Source organism: Stenotrophomonas sp. YJH_SMC_33, from assembly GCF_059372295.1.
This window is the reverse complement of record NZ_JCAFVJ010000002.1, coordinates 340591-360706: the sequence shown is the minus strand read 5'-3', so window position 1 is coordinate 360706 and position 20116 is coordinate 340591. Positions and strand designations below refer to the sequence as shown.

Annotated in this window: 15 protein-coding genes; 5 read left to right on the top strand and 10 right to left on the bottom strand. The window is 67.5% G+C overall.

Translation table 11 applies throughout. The features are described from left to right. Positions 1–92 precede the first annotated feature (92 nt). Complete coding sequence (locus tag AC5P9W_RS05490) at positions 93–1901, top strand: DUF885 domain-containing protein (RefSeq protein ID WP_111102004.1); 1809 nt, start codon at positions 93–95, stop codon at positions 1899–1901. A 252-nt stretch (positions 1902–2153) separates the two neighbouring features. Here the strand turns inward: AC5P9W_RS05490 and smrA are convergent, their stop codons facing one another. Beyond that, entirely contained in the window at positions 2154–3986 is a 1833-nt protein-coding gene (smrA, locus tag AC5P9W_RS05485; RefSeq protein ID WP_111102003.1) for a multidrug efflux ABC transporter SmrA, read from the bottom strand. Between the two features lie 203 nt (positions 3987–4189). Beyond that, complete coding sequence (locus AC5P9W_RS05480; protein ID WP_111102002.1) at positions 4190–5743, bottom strand: serine hydrolase; 1554 nt, start codon at positions 5741–5743, stop codon at positions 4190–4192. A 110-nt stretch (positions 5744–5853) separates the two neighbouring features. On the opposite strand from AC5P9W_RS05480, the gene AC5P9W_RS05475 reads away from it, so the two are divergent. Beyond that, positions 5854–6297 carry a VOC family protein gene (locus tag AC5P9W_RS05475; RefSeq protein WP_495218934.1) on the top strand — a complete coding sequence of 148 codons (444 nt, stop codon included), beginning with the start codon at positions 5854–5856 and terminating at the stop codon, positions 6295–6297. Next, positions 6294–7169, top strand: coding sequence for a DUF72 domain-containing protein (locus AC5P9W_RS05470; RefSeq protein WP_021203650.1), 876 nt, complete (start codon positions 6294–6296; stop codon positions 7167–7169). The genes AC5P9W_RS05475 and AC5P9W_RS05470 overlap by 4 nt, the downstream gene beginning before the upstream one ends. Here the strand turns inward: AC5P9W_RS05470 and AC5P9W_RS05465 are convergent. Further along, the gene (locus tag AC5P9W_RS05465; RefSeq protein WP_026346926.1) at positions 7090–7704 is read right to left on the bottom strand and encodes a Pr6Pr family membrane protein; all 615 of its coding nucleotides are present in this window, start codon (positions 7702–7704) and stop codon (positions 7090–7092) included. The genes AC5P9W_RS05470 and AC5P9W_RS05465 overlap by 80 nt on opposite strands. A 78-nt stretch (positions 7705–7782) precedes the next feature. Here AC5P9W_RS05465 and AC5P9W_RS05460 point away from each other — a divergent pair, with 78 nt between their 5' ends. Continuing rightward, the gene (locus AC5P9W_RS05460) at positions 7783–8730 is read left to right on the top strand and encodes a DMT family transporter (RefSeq protein WP_021203649.1); all 948 of its coding nucleotides are present in this window, start codon (positions 7783–7785) and stop codon (positions 8728–8730) included. Between the two features lie 30 nt (positions 8731–8760). On the opposite strand, the gene AC5P9W_RS05455 is transcribed toward AC5P9W_RS05460, so the two are convergent. From AC5P9W_RS05455 to AC5P9W_RS05430, 6 genes are all read right to left on the bottom strand, one after another. Next, complete coding sequence (locus tag AC5P9W_RS05455) at positions 8761–9921, bottom strand: AAA family ATPase (protein ID WP_227854131.1); 1161 nt, start codon at positions 9919–9921, stop codon at positions 8761–8763. Positions 9922–10083: 162 nt separating this feature from the next. Further along, positions 10084–11154 (bottom strand): sensor domain-containing diguanylate cyclase, encoded by a 1071-nt coding sequence (locus AC5P9W_RS05450; RefSeq protein ID WP_021203647.1) that lies wholly within the window; start codon positions 11152–11154, stop codon positions 10084–10086. 143 nt (positions 11155–11297) lie between these two features. After that, positions 11298–12020: a pseudouridine synthase gene (locus tag AC5P9W_RS05445; RefSeq protein WP_019659152.1), complete on the bottom strand. Its 723-nt coding sequence runs from the start codon at positions 12018–12020 to the stop codon at positions 11298–11300. A gap of 34 nt (positions 12021–12054) precedes the next feature. Next, positions 12055–13719, bottom strand: coding sequence for a sensor domain-containing diguanylate cyclase (locus AC5P9W_RS05440; protein ID WP_188250084.1), 1665 nt, complete (start codon positions 13717–13719; stop codon positions 12055–12057). A 109-nt stretch (positions 13720–13828) separates the two neighbouring features. Continuing rightward, complete coding sequence (locus tag AC5P9W_RS05435) at positions 13829–16252, bottom strand: putative bifunctional diguanylate cyclase/phosphodiesterase (RefSeq protein ID WP_111101996.1); 2424 nt, start codon at positions 16250–16252, stop codon at positions 13829–13831. A gap of 218 nt (positions 16253–16470) precedes the next feature. Beyond that, positions 16471–18417, bottom strand: a complete 1947-nt coding sequence (locus AC5P9W_RS05430) for a DEAD/DEAH box helicase (protein ID WP_197575666.1) — start codon at positions 18415–18417, stop codon at positions 16471–16473. 264 nt (positions 18418–18681) lie between these two features. Here AC5P9W_RS05430 and AC5P9W_RS05425 point away from each other — a divergent pair, with 264 nt between their 5' ends. After that, positions 18682–18903, top strand: a complete 222-nt coding sequence (locus AC5P9W_RS05425; RefSeq protein WP_197575667.1) for an RNA-binding S4 domain-containing protein — start codon at positions 18682–18684, stop codon at positions 18901–18903. Positions 18904–18914: 11 nt separating this feature from the next. Here AC5P9W_RS05425 and ubiM read toward each other — a convergent pair whose 3' ends face one another. Then, the gene (gene ubiM / locus AC5P9W_RS05420; RefSeq protein ID WP_021203643.1) at positions 18915–20093 is read right to left on the bottom strand and encodes a 5-demethoxyubiquinol-8 5-hydroxylase UbiM; all 1179 of its coding nucleotides are present in this window, start codon (positions 20091–20093) and stop codon (positions 18915–18917) included. Positions 20094–20116 lie beyond the last annotated feature (23 nt).

Genomic DNA, 20116 nt, shown 5'->3' with positions numbered 1-20116 from the left:
GTCCTTGAATCCGCCCATGGTAATCCTATGGCACGGGGACAAAGCAGCGACGGGGCCCTATGCTCAGGGTTTGACCCCGTACAGGAATGCCGATGCGCCCGCATCTTCTTGCCCTCGCCCTGGTCGCTGCGCTGGCCGGTTGCCAGCCGGCCGACGCCCCGACCAACGCTTCCACCCCGGCCGCCAGCCAGCAGGCCGGTGATGCGGCGGTCGATGCCGCCTTCGCCGATCTCTCCAAGCGCGCGCTGGATACCTGGATGCAGCTGTCGCCGGTCAGCGCCACCCAGATCGGTGACCACCGCTACGACAGCGAGCTGGACGACCTCAGTGCCGCCGGCCAGCAGAAGACCGTGGCCGCCTACAAGGCGCTGCTGGGCGAGCTGGACAAGATCGACGTGGCCAAGCTGGGCCGCGAGAACCAGGTGGACGCGGCGATCCTGCGCAACCAGCTGCAGTCGGAAATCTGGAACGCCGAAGTGCTTCAGTCCGGCAAGTGGGACCCGCAGCTGTACAACGGCATCGCCGGCAGCGCGATCTACGGCCTGATGGCGCGCGAGTTCGCGCCACTGCCGGAGCGCCTGAAGTCGGCCACCGCGCGCATGGAAAAGCTGCCGGCGATCTTCGCCCAGGCCCGCGAGAACCTGGATCCGGCGCGCGTGCCGAAGATCCACGCCGAGACGGTGGCCAAGCAGAACAAGGGCATCCTCAGCATCGTCGATACCTTCATCACCCCGCACATCGGTGAACTGCCGCAGGCCGACCAGCAGCGCCTGCAGGCGGCCATCGACGGCCTGAAGAAGGCGGTGGACGAGCAGCAGACCTGGCTGGACAAGACCCTGGTGCCGAACGCCAAGGGCGACTTCCGCATCGGTGCGGAAAAGTACGACCAGAAGCTGAAGTTCGCGCTCAGCTCCTCGCTGTCGCGCCAGGAGATCGGTGACCGTGCGCGCGCCGAACTCAAGCGTGTGCGCGAGGACATGTACGGCATCGCGCAGACCGTGCTGAAGGACAAGCCGGGTGCGCCGGAGATGCCGGCCCAGCCGACCGACGAGCAGCAGCAGAAGGCGATCGAAGCTGCGCTGGAACTGGCCTACGCCGACAAGCCGGCACGCGACAAGGTCGTCGACGATGCCAAGGCCGCGCTGGAGCAGTCCACCGCATTCGTGCGCGAGCACGACCTGATGACCCTGCCCGATGCGCCGGTGGACATCATCCTGATGCCGGAATTCCAACGTGGCGTGGCCGTGGCCTACTGCGATTCGCCGGGTCCGCTGGACAAGAACCTGAAGACCTTCTACGCCGTGTCGCCGATTCCGGACGACTGGAACGACAAGCAGGTCGACTCGTTCCTGCGTGAGTACAACTCGCGCATGATCCACCTGCTGAGCATCCACGAAGGCACCCCGGGCCATTACCTGGAGGGCTGGCATTCGGCCAAGTTCCCTTCCACCCTGCGTGCGGTGCTGCGTTCGGGCCTGTTCGCCGAAGGCTGGGCGGTCTACACCGAGCGCATGATGCAGGAGCAGGGTTACCTCAACAACGACCCGCTGTTCCACCTGGTGCAGCTGAAGTTCTACCTGCGCACGATCTCCAACGCGATCCTCGACCAGGGCGTGCACGTGGACAACTGGGATCGCGAGAAGGCGATGCACCTGATGACCCACGACGCGTTCCAGCAGGAAAGCGAAGCGGCCGGCAAGTGGGTGCGCGCGCAGCTGACCTCGGCGCAGCTGCCGACCTACTTCGTCGGTGCGCAGGAACACTTCGACACCCGCAAGGCGGTGCAGGAGAAGCTGGGCGACAAGTTCAACCTGAAGGCGTACCACGACCAGGTACTGTCCTACGGCGCACCGCCGGTGCGTTTCGCACGCCAGCTGATGCTGGACCAGCCGATCGAGTGATCGCGCCGGTGTGAGGTGAAGCGGAGCGGCCCGGGGAAACCCGGGCCATTTTTTTTGCAAGGTTGTGGCGGCTGAGCAGGATTAGCTGCTGCAGTTGCTCGTCGGCCACGGGTGCGGCCATCGCGGTCGCAGTGCTCCCGGCCAGCGCGAGCGCCAGCAGCAGGGAGCATAGGGAGCGGATCATGCAGGTCCCCAGAAGCACGCCGGGGTCGGAGCCTTTTTCGAAGGGAAGGGCTCGGACCCCGAAAACACTCATTGATCGGCCGCCACGAACCCCCCGGTCTGCCGCGCCCACAAGCGCGCATACAGGCCACCGGCAGCAATCAGCTCGGCATGGGTGCCGGTCTCGACGATGCGGCCCTGGTCCATCACCACCAGCCGGTCCATGCGCGCGATGGTCGACAGCCGGTGCGCGATCGCGATCACCGTCTTGCCGCCCATCAGCTCATCCAGGCTGTCCTGGATTGCCGCTTCCACTTCCGAGTCCAGTGCCGAGGTTGCTTCGTCCAGCACCAGGATCGGTGCGTCCTTCAGCAGCACGCGGGCAATGGCGATGCGTTGGCGCTGGCCGCCGGACAGCTTCACGCCGCGCTCGCCGACATGCGCGTCGTAGCCACGACGCCCCTGCCCGTCCACCAGCGTATCGATGAAGGCCTCGGCACGTGCTTTGGCCACCGCAGCGCGCAACTGCTCATCGGTCGCGTCCGGCCGGCCGTACAGCAGGTTGTCGCGGATCGAGCGATGCAGGAGCGAGGTATCCTGGGTGACCACGCCGATCTGCTGGCGCAGGCTTTCCTGAGTGACGTAGGCAATGTCCTGGTCGTCGATCAGGATGCGGCCGCTTTCCAGGTCGTACAGGCGCAGCAGCACGTTGACCAGGGTCGACTTGCCGGCACCGGAAGGACCCACCAGGCCGATCTTCTCGCCCGGCTTCACCACCAGGTCGAGGCCTGCGATCACGCCGCCCTTCTTGCCGTAGTGGAAGTGGATGTCCTGGAAGTGCACGCCACCGCGGGTCACCTGCAACGGCACCGCGTCCTCGCGGTCCTGCACGGTCAGCGGCTGGGCAATGGTGGTGATGCCATCCTGTACCGTACCGATGTCCTCGAAGATGCCGTTGATGGTCCACATGATCCAGCCGGACATGTTGTGGATGCGGATCACCAGGCCGGTCGCGAGCGTGATCGCGCCGACAGTGATGTGGCCGCCATTCCACAGCCACAGGGCCAGGCCACAGGTGCCGGCAATCAGGAAACCGTTGACGATGGCGATGGTCAGGTCCATGCCGGTGGTCACCCGGGTCTGCGCGCGGTGCTTGACTGCCAGCTCCTGGATCGACTCGGCCACGTAGGCCTGCTCGCGCCCGCCATGGGCGAACAGTTTCAGCGTGGGAATGTTGGTGTAGCCATCGACGATGCGGCCCATTGCCTTCGAACGTGCTTCCGAGGCGATCCAGGCCCGCTCCTTCGCGCGCGGCACGAAGTAGACCATGATCACCACGTAGGCCAGCAGCCACAGGATCAGCGGCACCATCAGCCGCCAGTCGGCCTGCGCGAACAGGTACAGCGCGGTGCCGGTATAGACCACGATGTACCAGAGCGAGTCGACCATCTGCACCGCCGACTCGCGCAGCGAGGTACCGGTCTGCATCACCCGGTTGGCGACGCTGCCGGCGAAGTCGTTCTGGAAGAAGCTCAGGCTCTGCCGAACCACGTAGTTGTGCATCAGCCAGCGCGAGCGGTTGCTCAGGCCGGGCACGATGGCCTGGTTGACCAGCAGGTTGTGCAGGCCGACCAGGATCGGCCGCGCGATGACCGTGATGAACAGCATCCAGCCCAGTTCATTGGCATGGCGCTTGAAGAAATCGGCACCGGGTTGCTCGGCGACCATGTCGACGATGCGGCCCAGATAATCGAACATGGCCACTTCCACCAGCGCCAGGAGCAGGCCGGCGATGAGCGTGGCCAGCAGCACCGGCCACACCGGGCGCAGGTAGTGCAGGTAGAACGGCAGCACCTTGCGCGGTGGCATGCGCCCATCCACGGGCGGGAACACCGGAATCAGGGATTCAAACCAACGGAACATCGCATTCCCTCGCCATCTTAGCCGGCGGAGTATCCCACGCCGCATGTGTACGCCGGCCGACGATCGCTGCGGCTGCGTTCGTGCCGGCCGCTGGCCGGCAACCTTGTGACGCCTCCCGGGAAGCTGAAGTGGCCGGCCAGCGGCCGGCACTACCCATCGGATTCGTCAAACGTCAGCGCCGGGGCACGCCCGGCGGCGTCATTTCACCGGGTGAACAGCAGGTCCTGGAAATCGAAACTGAAATCGGTCAGGTCGGAAATCGGCTGCATGCGCACCTCGCGCACCTTGCCATCCGGGTCCAGGCTGAAGTTCACGAAGGCGTCGGCGTTGAGCGAACGGTCGTCCCAGCGCACGATGAAGGTGTCGTGCTGCCAGTGCTCCAGGCGCCCGCTCAGCTGCGCGGTCTTCGCAAAGCGCAGGCGCAGGCCCTTGCCTTCGGCGCTGATCTGCATGTCGCCATACCAGCGGTCACGGAAGCTGCCGGTGTAGCCGGCCAGCGCCAGCGATGGCCTGCTGCCCTTGTCGCGTGCGCTCTGGTGCTTGGCCCAGGCCTCGTCGGCCTTGTCCTGTCCCTTGGCCACGGCCTTGGCATAGGCGTCCACCCAGTCATGCTTTTCACCGCCCAGGTAGGCATCAAGCACGCTCAGCGTGATCGCATTGAACGCCGCGCCCACTTCCTGATTGGTCAGCACCACCACGCCCAGTTTCTCGCCCGGTACCAGGGTCAGCCGCGAAACCATGCCCGGCCAGCCACCGGTATGCCAGACCAGCTTCTGCCCACGGTAGTCGCTCAGGCTCCAGCCTTCGCCATAGCCGGCGAAGTTGGCCCGCGCAGGTGCCAGCTCCGGCACGCTCGGCGCCGGGATCGACTGCGGCGTGATCATCCGCCACATCTGCTGCTGGCTCTTCTCGCTGAACAACGGCGTGCCGTCGGCCAGCTTGCCTTCGGCCAGCTGCACCTGCATCCAGCGCGCCATGTCGTGCGCGCTGGAATAGATGCCGCCGGCGCCGGCATTGTTCGACCAGGTCAGCGGCGCAACGGTGCGCAGGTCCTTGAAATCGTACTTGGCGTGGCCGACCGCGGCCTTGTCGCCCGGCTTCAGGTGATCGGCGTTGTAGCGCGTGCCGGTCATGCCCACCTTGTCGAAGATGCGCGTCTGCAGGAACTGCTGGTAACTCACGCCCGAGACATGCTCGATCACCTGCTGGGCAACCGCGTACAGGATGTTGTCGTACGCGTAGCTCTCGCGGAAACCGCCCTTCAGCGGCACCCTGCCCAGCCGTTCGACTACTTCGGCATTGCTGTAGGAGGTGGCCGGCCAGAACAGCAGGTCGCCGGCACCCAGGCTCAGCCCGCTGCGGTGCGACAGCAGGTCGCGGATCGTCATCTGCCCGGTCACGAACGGATCGGACATGCGGAACGACGGCAGGTGGTCGATCACCTTGTCATCCATCTTCAGCTTGCCGTCCTCGGCCAGCAGGTTCAGCGAAGTGGCGGTGAACGCCTTGGTGTTGGACGCAATGGCAAACAGCGTATCGGCCTGCACCGGTTCCGGCTTGCCCTGCTCGCGCACGCCCCAGCCGCGCTCCAGCACCACCTCGCCATCCTTGACCACCGCCACCGCAATACCGGGCACGTCGAACTGCGCGCGCACGCGCTCGACGGTCGCATCCAGCTCCTGCAGCTGCGCCGGGGTGGCAGCGCTCGCCATGGTCGTGCACGCCAGCAGCACGGCTCCTCCAATCCAGGGTTTCATCCAGCACGATCTCCGAACAGGGGTAGCGGCCATGTGCAGGCCGTCACCGGGGTTTCGCGGGATGGTAACGGTCTGCGGCGCACCCTGCCCTGTGCCATTGGAGGGGTGTCATGGGCGGAAACGGCCAACCGAGCAACGGCTCCACCATCATTCCGTGCCTGCGCTATCGCGACGCGCAGGCCGCCATCGACTGGCTGCAGCGCGCCTTCGGCTTCCATGCCCAGGCCGTGTATGCCGACGGCGACACGGTGCTCCATGCGCAGCTGACCTTCGGCACCGGCATGATCATGCTGGGCTCGGCCAGCAACCAGAGCGCGTGGAGCGAGCATGCGGCGTTGCCTGATGAGGTCGGCGGCCGCCAGACGCAGAGTGCCTGCGTGATCGTCACCGATGCCGACGCGCACTACGCCCGGGCCAAGGCCGCCGGTGCCCGCATCGTCATCGACATCGCCGAGCAGGACTACGGCAGCCGTGGCTATGCCTGCGCCGACCCGGAAGGCTATCTGTGGTGGTTCGGCAGCTACGACCCGTGGCGCACGGACCACGGCCAGTGACCGCGACCGCCCGGCAGGCGGAGATCCGCTGCGGCATCGGTGGCTGGGTGTTTCCCGAATGGCGCGGCGGCGTTTTCTACCCCGTGGGCCTGCCGCAGCGTGAAGAGCTGGCCCATGCCAGCCGCGCCCTGCGCTGCATCGAAATCAACGGCACCTTCTACCGCACGCCCACCGCCGCACAGTGCGCGCAGTGGGCCGCGCAGACGCCGGAAGGCTTCCGCTTTGCGATGAAGGCACCACGCTACCTGGTGCAGCGCCGCGACCTGTCCAGCACGGTGGAGGCAGCCGCGCCCTTCCTGCAGGCAGCGATCGCGCTCGGTGACCGGCTTGGCCCGTTGTTGTGGCAGTTCGATCCACGCCACCCGGCCGACGCCGATGCACTGGACGCGCTGATGGCGCAGCTGCCGAAGCAGCTGGAAGGGGTGCCGCTGCAGCATGCGCTGGAGGTCCGCAATGCCGCAGCACATGGCCCCGCACTGGTCGCCGCCGCGCGCCGCCACGGCGTGGCACTGGTGATCGAGGACAGCGACGAGGCGCCGCTGCACGGCGACGTCAGTTCGGGCTTCGTCTACGCGCGGATCAAGCGCAGCCAGGCCCGTTTGAAAGAGGGCCTGCCTGCGCCCGTGCAGCAGCGCTGGGCTGAACGCGCGCGACGCTGGTCACGCGGCGAGCCGGTGGACGACCTGCCCTGTCTGGCCGGGCACGCCCCGGAAACCCCGCGCGAGGTCTACCTGCTGTGCATCGGTGCCGGCAAGGCCCGCAACCCGGCGGCAGCGATGGCCCTGCAGCGCCTCATCGACGGCGCCAGCGGTCCAGCCCCCACAGCAGGGTCCAGCCCACCACGAACACGCCCGCAACGCGCAGCACGTTGAGCAGGAAGGCCGCCAGGCCCAGGCGTTGCAGTTCGAGGAATGGATACGGCGCCTGTCCGGTCATTGCAGCGACCAGCATCGCCCAGCCAAGGTAGGCCAGCGGTACCAGCAGCACGCCGCCCAGCGCGCGCCAGCGCAGCTCACCGTGCGGCAACAGCAGCAGCCACCCCAGCAGGAACAGGGCAGGCACGACATAGTGCAGGCCCGCATCGACCCACCATTGCAGCCCGGTCGGTTGCCACAGCCCCTGCAATGCAAGCACGTAGACGCACGCGGTCACACCGATGCACAGCGCCAGGCTCGCCGCCACCGCCGGCTTGAGCACTCTGCCAAGGACCACCCACCCACATCCGACGCAGACAGCCAGGTTGCTGAGAATGGTGAAATAGCCGAAGAAACGCAGCGTCGCCACGCCGATCCCGGCCGCCGCCCCCGGCCCCTGCACCAGCAACAGGTACTGCAACAGCAGCGAGGCTGCCGCCATCAGGGCAGTCAGTGCGGCCCATCCGCGCAGAAGGGAGCAATCGGCTGCCATGGCTCGGTTCTCTGGGTCGATGCCGCGAGCATGCCACAGTCATCGCCGACGGCCGCGCGATTGCCTCACAATAGGCTGATGAGCACACCCGACACCCGCAAAGCGCTGTGGCAGATCCACTTCTGTGTCCTGCTGTGGGGCATCACCGCCATCCTCGGCAAGCTGATCACCCTGCCCGCACTGCCGCTGGTGTGGTGGCGCATGCTGCTGGTGACGGCGATGCTGGCCCTGCTGCCACGGGTCTGGCGCGGGTTGCGCACCCTGCCCCTGCGGCTGGTCGCCGGCTACGCCGGCGTTGGCGCGCTGGTCGCCCTGCATTGGCTGACCTTCTATGGCGCGGTGAAGCTGGCCAATGCCTCGGTGGCTGCCACCTGCATCGCACTGGCGCCGGTGTTCACCTCGATCATCGAACCGTGGGTGGCCAAGCGGCCGTTCCAGCTGCGTGAGCTGGCGTTCGGCCTGGCGGTGCTGCCGGGTGTTGCGCTGGTGGTCGGTGGCGTGCCCGATGGCATGCGCCTGGGTGTGTTGATCGGCGCGATCTCAGCGCTGCTGGTGGCGGTGTTCGGCTCGCTCAACAAGCGCATGGTCAGCCACGCCGATCCGCTCACGGTCACCGCGCTGGAGCTGGGTGCGGGCACCCTCACCCTGACCCTGCTGGCGCCGCTGATGCCCTACCTGCTGCCTGCGCTGGCCAGCCCGTTGTGGGTGGTCCCGGACCTGCACGACGGCATCCTGCTGCTGGTGCTGGCCGGGTTCTGCACGCTGCTGCCGTTTGCCCTGGCCCTGGTCGCACTGCGCCACCTGAGCGCCTACACGGTGCAACTGGTGACCAACCTGGAGCCGGTCTATGCGGTGGTGCTGGCGGTGGTGCTGCTGCGCGAGCAGCACGAGGTCACCCCGTGGTTCTACCTGGGCGTGGCGATCATCGTCGGCGCGGTGTTCCTGCATCCGCTGCTGAACCGCCGCAAGCCGGTGCAGCATCCGGAGATTCTTGGCACGGCCGAGGCGCGCAACATCGCCGATTGAATGCATCCACGCATGGCGTGGACGCCCGTATCAACGCTGCGGCCAATGCCAGGCCGGCGCATCCAGCAGGCCCTGCCCGCTCAACAGCGTGCGGCCCTGTTCCTTGTACAGATGCAGCGAATGGCACCCTGGCGCCTGTTCCAGCGCCGCGATCAGGCGGCTGGCGTGTGACACCACCCATACCTGGCTGCGCGAACTGGCTGCGATGATCAGCCGCGCCAGCGCCGGCAGCAGGTCCGGATGCAGGCTGGTCTCCGGCTCGTTGAGCACCAGCAGCGGCGGTGGACGCGGCGTGTGCAGCGCAGCAGCCAGCAGCAGGAAGCGCAGCGTACCGTCGGACAGTTCGGCCATCGACAACGGCCGCAGCAACCCCAGCTGGTGGAAGCGCAGGGCCAGTCGACCGTCCAGCTCTTCGAAGCCGACCGTGGCACCGGGGAACGCATCGTCGACGCTGCGTGCCAACGCCACCGGGTCACCGATCTCGAGGATGGTGACCCAGGCCGCGGCCAGATCCCGGCCGTCGTGATGCAGCACCGGCGTGCGCGTGGCCATCGCCGGCTGCCGCGCCGGTGCATCGGCGTCGCTGCGGAAATGGTCGTAGAAGCGCCAGCGACGGATGTACTCGCGCAGGGCGATGGTTTCCGGCAGGCGCTGCGGATCGCCGACCTGGGTGAACAGGCTGTCGAACAGCGACAACCTGTCATCCACCAGATCCCAACCGCGCGCATGGCGTTGCCGAACCATTGCCCCACGGCGATCAACCAGCAGGTTGGCGCTGCGCAGGAACGGGCCGGCCCAGATCGCCTCGGCCTTGATCTGCGGGTCCAGTGCGAAGGCCGATCGACTGGGCGGCGGGTAGCCCAGATCGATGGCGTAGCCGAATTCGTCAGTGGCGAAGCCCAACTTCAATCCCACCGATTCCTGGCGTGGGCCGCCCTGCAGGGGGATTTCGCCGGCAGCAACCCGACGGTCCATTTTTTCCGGACCCGCCCACAGCGCCGAGCCCAGCCCGCCTTCGCGGGCCAGCACCGCCGCGACGCCGCCCTGCGCGGTCTCGGCCAGCAGGCGCAGGGCACGGTACAGGCTGGACTTGCCACTGCCGTTGTCACCGGTCACCACATTCAACTGCTGCAGCGGCAGTACGAGCCCGTGCAGCGAACGATAGTGGGCGATGGCCAGGGTCTGCAGCATGGGCGGCGTCCGGGGAAACAGGGCGTCATGCTGGCCGGTTCTGATCGCAGGAGCTGCGACGCCAAGTGAAACGGGAAGAGCATCCACGCATGGCGTGGATCTACTGGAGCGGCATCGAATCATCCACGCGTCGCATGCGTTCAACGCGCGAACCGCCGTGTTTCAGTCCGCCCGTTCCACCCGGTTGCGGCCTTTTCCCTTGGCCCGGTACAGCGCCTTGTCGGCACGTGCCAGCGTCTCATCCACGCTTTCACCGGGCTGGTGCTGGGCCACTCCAATACTGATCGTGACCGGGAACCCCAGCGGCAGATCAGCAACGGCCAGGCGCAGGAACTCGCACTGAAGTTCGGCGGTTTGCAGGTCGGTCGCCGGCATCACCGCCACGAACTCCTCGCCGCCATAGCGCGCGGCCATGCCACGGCCGGCGAAGTGCGAGCGCAGCAGCGTGCCCAGCTCGGCCAGCACCCGGTCGCCGGTGGCGTGGCCCTGGAAATCGTTGATGTGCTTGAAGTGGTCGATGTCCAGCAGCGCGACGCAGGCCACATCGGGCTGATCCCCGGTCACCGCCACTGCCTCGTCCAGCGCCGCCGCCATCGCGCGGCGGTTCGGCAGGCCGGTCAGCGCATCGGTGCGGCTCTGCTCGGCCAGGTCGGCGTTCTGCGCCAGCAGCACGTCGTGGTACTCCGACAGCAGGCGCTCGTAATCATCGCGTTCCAGCATGTGGTTCCGGATGTCGAGCGCGAAACGGCGCAGCTCCATCACCAGCATCACCTGCCGCGACAGCGCGGCCAGCGCCTCGGCCTTGTCGCTTGGCAGGTGCTGCGGCTGTGCATCGAACACGCACAGCGTACCCAGCGGCAGGCCATCGGAACTGATCAGCGGCGCACCGGCGTAGAAGCGGATGTGCGGGTCGCCGGTCACCACCGGGTTGTCGTGGAAGCGGATGTCCTGCAACGCATCCTCGACCACCATGATTTCGTGCGGCTGCAGGATGGCGTGGCCACACATCGATTCGCTGCGCAGGTTTTCCGCCGCATCGATGCCCTGGATCGACTTGAACCATTGCCGTTCGACGTCAATCAGGGTCACCGCCGCCATCGAGGTACCGCAGACCGCCTTGGCGATCGCCACCAGGTCGTCGAATGACTTCTCGCGCTGCGAATCAAGGATCCGGTAGCGGTACAGCGCCTCGAGCCGGAGGGCTTCGTTGGCAGGCTTGTCGGGCTTGATCATGCAGCGTCACTTCCGGCAGGTCACTGCAAAGTCTAGCTGATGCCGGCGCGTAATCCGCACAACGGGTAGTGCCGGCCGCTGGCCGGCATCCCGCGCGCATTCGATGCCTGGAGTAGCCGGCCAGCGGCCGGCACTACCGCGCGTTACCAGTCCAGCTGCTTCGGCAGCAGGCCCTGCAGCTCCTGCTCGGTCAGGTTGCGCCACTGGCCCGGCTTCAGCGCGCCGATCTTGATGTTGTCGATGCGCACGCGGCGCAGCTGGGTCACGCGATAGCCGAACTCGGCAGCCATCAGGCGGATCTGCCGGTTCAGGCCCTGCTGCAGGGTGATGCGGAAACCGAACTTGGCGATGCGCGAGGTCTTGCACGGCAGCGTCATCTGGTCGTGGATGCGCACGCCGCGCGCCATGCCGCGCAGGAACTCATCGGTGACCGGCTTGTTCACCGCCACCAGGTATTCCTTCTGGTGGCCATTTTCGGCGCGCAGGATCTGGTTGACGATATCGCCATTGCTGGTCATCAGGATCAGGCCTTCGGAGTCCTTGTCCAGGCGGCCGATCGGGAAGATGCGCTGTTCGTGACCGACGAAGTCGACGATGTTGCCCTTGACCGAAGTTTCGGTCGTGCAGGTGACGCCTACCGGCTTGTTCAGTGCGATGTAGACGTGGCGGCGGGCGCCGGGCTTGCGTGCCACGCGGGCGCGCAGCGGCTGGCCGTCGACCAGCACCTGGTCTTCCTCGCCTACCACCGCGCCGGTACCGGCCGGATGGCCGTTGACGGTAACGCGGCGCGCGGCGATCAGGCGATCGGCCTCGCGGCGGGAGCAGAAGCCGGTGTCGGCGATATGTTTGTTGAGTCGGGTGGTCATCGGCCCATTATCCGGCATCGCCGCCCGCTGCGCTTCATGCCAGGGCGGGCGGATCGAGCTCCTCGCCGTCGAAGACCCGGTTGCGGCCCGCCCGCTTGGCCACGTACATGGCATGGTCGGCCCGCCGCAGCAGCCCGGCCAGATCGTCCTCGCCCGGTCGCCACTGCGCCAGGCCGATGCTGGCGGTCACCTCCAGCCCCGGCACCTGCAGGGCCTGGCCAGCCTCGGTGATTCGCTGGCGCAACCGGTCCAGTCGCGCCGAAGCGGCCTCGCGCGGCATGCCCGGCATCAGCAGCAGGAACTCTTCGCCGCCCATCCGTACCACTTCGTCCTGGCTGCGCACTGCCATGCGCAGGGCACGCGCCACCGCCACCAGCACCAGGTCGCCCACGGCGTGACCATGGCGGTCGTTGATGTCCTTGAACAGGTCGATGTCGAGGAAGCCGATCACCAGCGGGCCACGCTCGCGGTCGACCCGCTCAAGGTGGCGGGCCAGCTGCTGCAGTCCGGCGCGACGGTTGGGAAGCCCGGTCAGGCCGTCGGTCTCGGCCAGCTGGCGAAGTTCATCACGCTGCTGGCGCAGCCGGCCCAGCCGCTGGTTCAACGCATACGCGGCCATCATCAACAGCCAGGTCACCGCCAGCTGCAGCGCCTCCACCCGGTATTCCAGCAGCCACGCCGCACCACAGGCATCGGCGATGATCAGTACCAGCATCGGTGCCAGCGCGGCCAGACCCGCCTGCGCCCAACGGTCGCCGCGCCAGCGTGCCCAGACGCCGACCATCAGTGCCAGGCCACATCCGGACAGATAGGACACCTGCAAGCCCTTCGCGACCCAGGCCAGATGCTCCCAGCGCAGCCACGGCACCAGCACGGCCAGCGCCATCAGGGCCCACAACACCGCCACTTGGGCCGGGCGCGATCGAGGCAGCACGCGATCGCCTCCGTTCAGCCGCCACAGCGCCGGCAGCACCAGTGCCTGGGTAGCAGCGGTCAGCGCCAGCAGCCACCATGCGCCGTGCTCGCCCACCGGCAGCCAGGGTTCCGGATAGCCGCTGAGCCCGCCGAGGATTGCCTGCCACAGCACCATCACGGTGGTGCCGGCGATGTAGACCAGGAAACTGCGGTCCCGGGTGGTCAGGAAGGCCATCAACGCCGACAGCGCCAGCGCGATCGCCACCGCGATGCAGGCCGCGCGCACCAGCAGGCGGGCGGTGTCGTTCTGCTGCACCGGGCTGGGCGCGCCCAGCCGCAGGGTCGGTACCCAACGTGTCTTCAGCGGTGTCTGCCAGGAGACCAGGAACGGCTCATGGCTGCCGGCCGGCGGTACCGCCACCAGGCCGATGCCAGCCCGGAAACGTGAATCGCGGGTGCGCGCGTCGTGCATGTTGCCGCAGATCTCGCGGTCACCATGCTGGACGCGCACTTCACCGGCAAAGACGTTGAACACGTCCAGCGCCTGCGGTTGGCCTGACCAGCCCTGCGGCGGAGCCGGTACCAGCACCTGCTGGCGGGCGCCGGACAGCATCTGCGGCGTGCATGCGCGGTGCGGCGTCGGCTCGTCGGTAGCGCCGCCGACCAGGAGATAATCATGGCCCGACACGGCCTCTGCAGCCTGAAGCGGCCACGGCAACGCCAACCACACCATCAGGACGGCCAGCACCGCTCCTGTTCCATACCGCCACTGCCTGCCGCCCACGCCACGTCCTGTTCCTGCTTACGTCCGCGCCCACTGCGCGCCGCCCCTGACGCGCATTATCGCAGCCGGGCACGCCACGCATGTGTACACCAAAGTCGGCGCCCGCGGTTCAGCCAGCCGCCGGCGGCCCCTTCACCGCGACCAGCCGTACCGGGCGCAGATCGACCAGGGTCAGCCGCTCCAGCGGCTGCGGCCGTTCGATGGCATAGCCCTGCAGCCCCTGTACGCCAAGCCGGGTCAGCGCACCGGCAACCTCGGCGGTCTCCACCCACTCGGCCACCACTTCCATCTGCAGCTCGCGCCCGAGCTCGCTGATCGCGCGCACCGTGGCGTGGCTGACAGGGTCGGTATCCATGTCGCGCACGAAGGCGCCGTCGATCTTCAGGATGTCCGCCGGCAACTGGCGCAGGTAGCCGAAGGAAGACAGGCCGGAGCCGAAGTCATCCAGCGCCATCCGGCACCCCCGTGCCTTCACCGCATCGATGAAGGCGCGGGCCTGGCTGAGGTTGCTGATCGCCGCAGTCTCGGTGATCTCGAAGCACAGCTTGGAGGCCAGCGCGCGGTTGCGCTCGAGCAGGTCGCAGACGAAGGCGAGGAATCCCGGCTCGGCGATCGACTGCGCGGACACGTTGACGTTGCACAGGCCCAGCTGGCGCACGTGCGCCGGGCACACCTGCAGGTGGCGGAACAGCAGCCCGAGCACGTGCCGGTCCAGCGCCACCGCCATGCCATAGCGCTCCACCGCCGGCATGAACTGGCCGGGCAGATGCAGGCTGCCATCGGTGCCACGCATGCGCACCAGCACCTCGTAGTGCAGGTAGGACGGATCCCCCACGCGGGCGATGCGCTGTGCATACAGCAGCATGCGATTCTCGGCCATCGCCAGGCTGACGCCCTGCAGGCGCTCGGCCTCCTGCCGCCGCTCCTCCAGCGCCATGCGGTTCTCATTGAAGCAGTGCACGCGGTTGCGCCCGGCCTGCTTGGCGGCATAGCAGGCGCTGTCGGCGGCACTCATCAACCAGTTCACGTCCGGCGCGTCTGCACTGACCTCGACCACGCCGATGCTGCAGCTCAGCTGCGGGCTGCCCTCGCTGATCGGAAACGTGGCCTGGCCCAGGTTGCGGATCACCCGCTGCAGCACGCGCTTGGCCTCGTCCTGCCCGGCATGGGCGAGGAACACCGCGAACTCGTCCGCACCCAGCCGGCCGACCCAGTCACCATCACGCACCGCCGCCACCAGGTACTCGGCGAAGGCGCGCAGCATCTGGTCACCAGCGGCGTGGCCGAAGCTGTCGTTGACCAGCTTGAAATGGTCCAGGTTGATATAGCACAGCGCGTGCGTGCCGCCTTCGCTGCGCACCTGCAACAGCGCGCGTTCCAGCAGCCGTTCGATCTCGCGGCGGTTGATCAGGCCGGTCAGCGGGTCATGGCTGGCGTGGTGCTCGATCTCGCGCGCCAGTGCATGGTTCTGGCTGACGTCCTCGATGATCGCGAACACCGACAGGCCACCGGCGGCGCTGCGCACGCCGGTGCCGCTCCAGCGGCCCCAGACCAGGCTGCCATCGCGACGGCGGAAGCGCAGTTCGCTCGGCCGCAGCTGCCGGTCCCAGTCGATACGGCCCACCCCATCGATGACAAGCTCGCCGTCCATCAGCAGATCGCCCAACGACATCTGCAGCAGCACGTCGCGCCGGTAGTCGAGGATATCGGCCATCGCCTGGTTGGCTTCGATCACCTTGCCTTCGGTGTCGAGCTTGAGCATGCCGACATTGGCCTGATAGAAGGCGGCGCGGAAGCGGCTTTCATGTTCGGTCAGGTCCTTGCCGACGCGGCGCGCGAGGGCCACCGCCATCAGGCTGATCGCAAGCACCGACAGCCCACCAACCACGAGCGTGGCGATCCGCACCATCGTGGCCATGCGCAGCAACGCTCGGGAAAACGACTGCGCCTGCACCTGCAGCCGCCGGTCCAGATCGCGCAGCTGTTGCAGGTAACGGTCGCGGTCGGCCACTGGCAGCGTGCCTTCGGCGTGCGCCGACTGCAGCTCGGCGACCAGCCGCTGCACCGCCAACAGGTCATCGTCGGTCTGCCGCCACAACGCGGTTGCTTCGCGGAAGGCGCCGATGTCGCGTGCATAGCGGAACGAGAACACCAGACGCGGGATATCGGCATGTGCGTTGCCACCCTGCAGGAAGCCCTGCCGGGCCTTCTCCTCGTCCGGTACCGCCTGTTCCAGCGCCAACCGGGCCTGCAGATCTCCCAACGGAATCCGCAGGGCCTGGCGCGCGTCCTCCAGGTCCTGGGCATGGCCGCGCGCCAGGTAGCGGCTCAGCGCAGCAGTGGCATCCTGCTGCCCGCGTGACCAGTAACCCTGCCCGGCGATCCAGGCCGTCGAAGCCGCCTGCAGTTCCTGGATCAACGCGGACAATGCGACCAGCCCGATCGCCATGCCCGTCAACAACGCAAAGCGCAATCCCAGCCCACGGGTCATCGGCACCCGCCGGCTCTGCTGGTCCGTGCCACTTCTACCCATCCCGGATCCCCCCGAATGTGCTGCGGTGACAACCTGCCTTGGAACCGGCCCAGCCTATGACCGGCAATGTGTGGGCCATGCGAAAAAGGGGACGGAGGGGATTAAGTCGTTTTCGGCATAAGCGCATGGCCTGCCATTTACGACTTAATCCCCTCCGTCCCCTTTTCCTGTACGCCAGCCCGGGGGCTGGCGTCGTTATGGACGGCTGCGGGTGCGGCTTAGAAGCTGCGCGGGCCGCGCGGCTTGAAGCCGTCACGACGCGGCGGGCGGCTGTCGCGGTCACCGCCGCGGTCGCCACCATGGCCACCCGGACCACCCGGGCCACCACGACGCGGGCCACCCGGGCCGCCCGGGCCACGCTTGTCGAAGCGCGGCTTGAACGGACGCGGGGCCGGGTTGGTGTCTTCACCCGGAGCCAGCGCACGCATCTGCAGCTGCTGGCCGGACACCCACACCTTCTGCAGGTGCGACAGCACGTCCGGCGGCATCTGTGCCGGCAGGTCCAGCAGCGAGAAGTCGTCGTGGATGTCGATGCGGCCGATGAAGCGGCTTTCCAGGCCCGCTTCGTTGGCAATGGCGCCGACGATGTTGGCCGGCTTCACGCCATGCTGATGGCCCACCGAAATGCGGTAGGTCTCCATGCCCTGCTCCGGTGCACCACGCGGCGGAACCTCACGGCGCGGACGCTGCTCGAAACCACCTTCGGCGTCGTCGCGACGCGGGCCACGCTCGAAGCGCGGACCGCGCTCGTTGCGGTCGAAGCGATCGCCACGCTCCGGACGGTCGCCACGGTCGAAACGCTCGCGCGGGGTGCGCTCTTCACGCGGGGCACGCACCGGCGGCTGCAGCAGGAACGGGGTGTCACCCTGCAGCATCCTGGCCAGCGCGGCGGCGATCTCGATGGCCGGCACGTTCTGCTCGTTCTCGAAGCGCTCCAGCAGCTGGCGGTAGAAGTCCAGGCCACCGGCACCCAGGGTTTCGCTGATGCGCGAGGTGAACTTGTTGATGCGGGTGTCGTTGACCGCTTCCACGCTCGGCAGCTGCATCTCTTCGATCGGCTGGCGGGTGGCGCGCTCGATCTGGCGCAGCATGCCCTTCTCGCGCGGGGTCGCGAACAGGATCGCCTCGCCGCTGCGGCCGGCACGACCGGTACGGCCGATGCGGTGCACGTAGCTTTCGGTGTCGTACGGGATGTCGTAGTTCAGCACGTGGCTGATGCGCTCCACGTCCAGGCCGCGCGCAGCCACGTCGGTGGCAACCAGGATGTCCAGCTTGCCTTCCTTCAGCATGGCGATGGTGCGCTCACGCTGGGCCTGCTGCATGTCGCCGTTGATGGCGGCAGCGGCCAGGCCACGGGCCTGCAGCTTGCTGGCCAGTTCTTCGGTGCCGGCCTTGGTGCGCGCGAAGATGATCATCGCGTCGAACGGCTCGACTTCCAGGATGCGGGTCAGCGCATCCAGCTTGTGCATGCCGCTCACCCACCAGTAACGCTGGCGGATGTTGGCCGAGGTGGTGGTCTTGGCCGCAATGGTCACTTCCACCGGATCCTGCAGGTAGGTCTGCGCGATGCGGCGGATCTGCGGCGGCATGGTGGCCGAGAACAGGGCCACCTGGCGCTGCTCCGGCAGCTTCTTCAGCACCGCTTCGACGTCGTCGATGAAGCCCATGCGCAGCATTTCATCGGCTTCGTCCAGCACCAGGGTCTTCAGCTCGGACAGGTCCAGGGTGCTGCGGTCCAGGTGGTCGATCACGCGACCGGGGGTACCGACCACGACATGCACGCCACGGCGCAGCGCCGACAGCTGCTGCCCGTAAGGCTGGCCGCCGTACACCGGCAACACGCGGAAGCCCGGGATCTTCGACGAGTAGGACTGGAATGCCTCGGCGACCTGGATGGCCAGTTCGCGGGTCGGCGCCAGGATCAGGGCCTGCGGCTTGATCTGCTGCAGGTCGATGTTGGACAGTACCGGCAGTGCGAACGCAGCGGTCTTGCCGGTACCGGTCTGGGCCTGGCCCAGCACGTCGCGGCCTTCCAGCATCGCCGGGATGGTGGCGGCCTGGATCGGCGACGGGGTTTCGTAGCCGATGGCGGTGACCGCCTGCATCACGGGCTCGGACAGGCCGAGCTGCGCGAACTGCAGCGGCGCTTGGGAATCTTGGGACATGGGGAACTCCGAAGGCACTGCCGTCTTCCTGGCAGTGCGATAAAAAAGGGATGGTCCGCGCTTTGGGCGCCCTTCTTATCGCGTGCCCTGGCGCTGCTCGGTCGGAGGAGATTTCACTCGCTCAGAGCGGGATGATACCGCATTGATCCTGAACGAGGCGTACAGCTTTCCGTGCGCGTGCCGTCGAGCCCGTGCTGGCGCACAATACGCGCCCGCTTCCCGGCCCGGCCGCTGGCCTGCGCCCTCTTCCCAGGAACCCGCTCCATGCAGACTCTCGAATTCGACCTCGACGGTGACTACGTCGAACTCAAGCAGCTGCTCAAGCTGGCCGACCTGGTCACCAGCGGCGGCGAGGCCAAGATGGTCATCAGTGAAGGCCAGGTGCGGGTCGATGGCGAAATCGAGCTGCGCAAGGCCTGCAAGATCCGCGCGGGCCAGGTGGTCGAATTTTCCGGCAGCCAGATCCGAGTGCTGGCTGCCGGCTGATCTGAAGCCGTTCAGGCCACGCGCTGGGTCAGGTGCGAGGCGATCAGCTGCCTGAACGGTGCCACGCCCTGCGCCAGGCGCAGGCCAGCCGCACGCAGCAGGCGCGCCGGGCGACGGTCGTCGGTGTACAGGCTGGCGATCGCATTGGTGGCTTCGTACAGCGGCCGCGACGCCAGCCGATGGCCCCGCTGGTAGCTGGTCAGCATGCCGGCGGCAGCAATGTCGGCACCGCGACGCTGCTGCGCGACGATGCCCTGCGCCAGCCGCTGTGCGCTGGCCAGGCCCAGGTTGAAGCCATGCGCGGTGACCGGATGCATGCCGACTGCGGCATCGCCGATCAGCGCAGAACGCTCGCCGACGAAACGGTGCGCGTACACACCCACCAGCGGGTACGCCTGCGGCGTCGCCACCGGCTGCATGCGGCCCAGGCGATGTTCAAAGCACGCACTGATGGCATCGCCGAAGGCCACCTCATCCATCGCCAGCAGTTCTTCGATCTGCCGCGGCGGCAGCGTGATCACCGCCGATGCCTGGCCCTCGTTGAGCGGCAGCAGCGCCATGGTGCGGCCGTAACCGAACCATTCCCAGGCCGTGTGGTGATGGTCGCGCTCGACCTGCATGCGGCACACCAGCATCGACTTGCCGAAGTCGCGCATCTGCGCACCGATGCCAAGCATGCGGCGGGTGGCGGAGAAGCGGCTGTCAGCCGCGACCAGCAGGCGGGCGTGCAGTTGGCTGCCGTCATCGAGTCTGACCACGTGGCCCTGCGCATCGGCCTGGACGCGCTGCACCTTGCGCCCGTCGAACAGGTCCAGACCATCCTGGTCCTGCACGGCATCCCATGCAGCGCGGCGGATCAGATGGTTGGGCACCAGCCAGCCCAGCGGCTGGCCGTCGACCTGGCTGCTGGCGAAGGTCAGCGCGAACGGCGAACCGCCGTTCATCACCTTGGCATCTCGCAGTTCAGCGACTTCGGCCGGCGGCAGGCGCTGCCACAGCCCCAGCTGCTCCATGCTCTGCCGCGAGGCATGGGTCAACGCGATCTCGCGGCCATCGAAGGCGGCCTCGGCCAGCGCCTGGCGCGGTTGAACTTCGACCAGCCCGACCTGCAGGCCACTGCCGGCCAGCGCCCGAGCGAAGCACAGGCCCGCCGGTCCGGCGCCGACCACCACCACGTCCATCCTGCGCATGCGCGTCTCCTGCCGTTGATTCA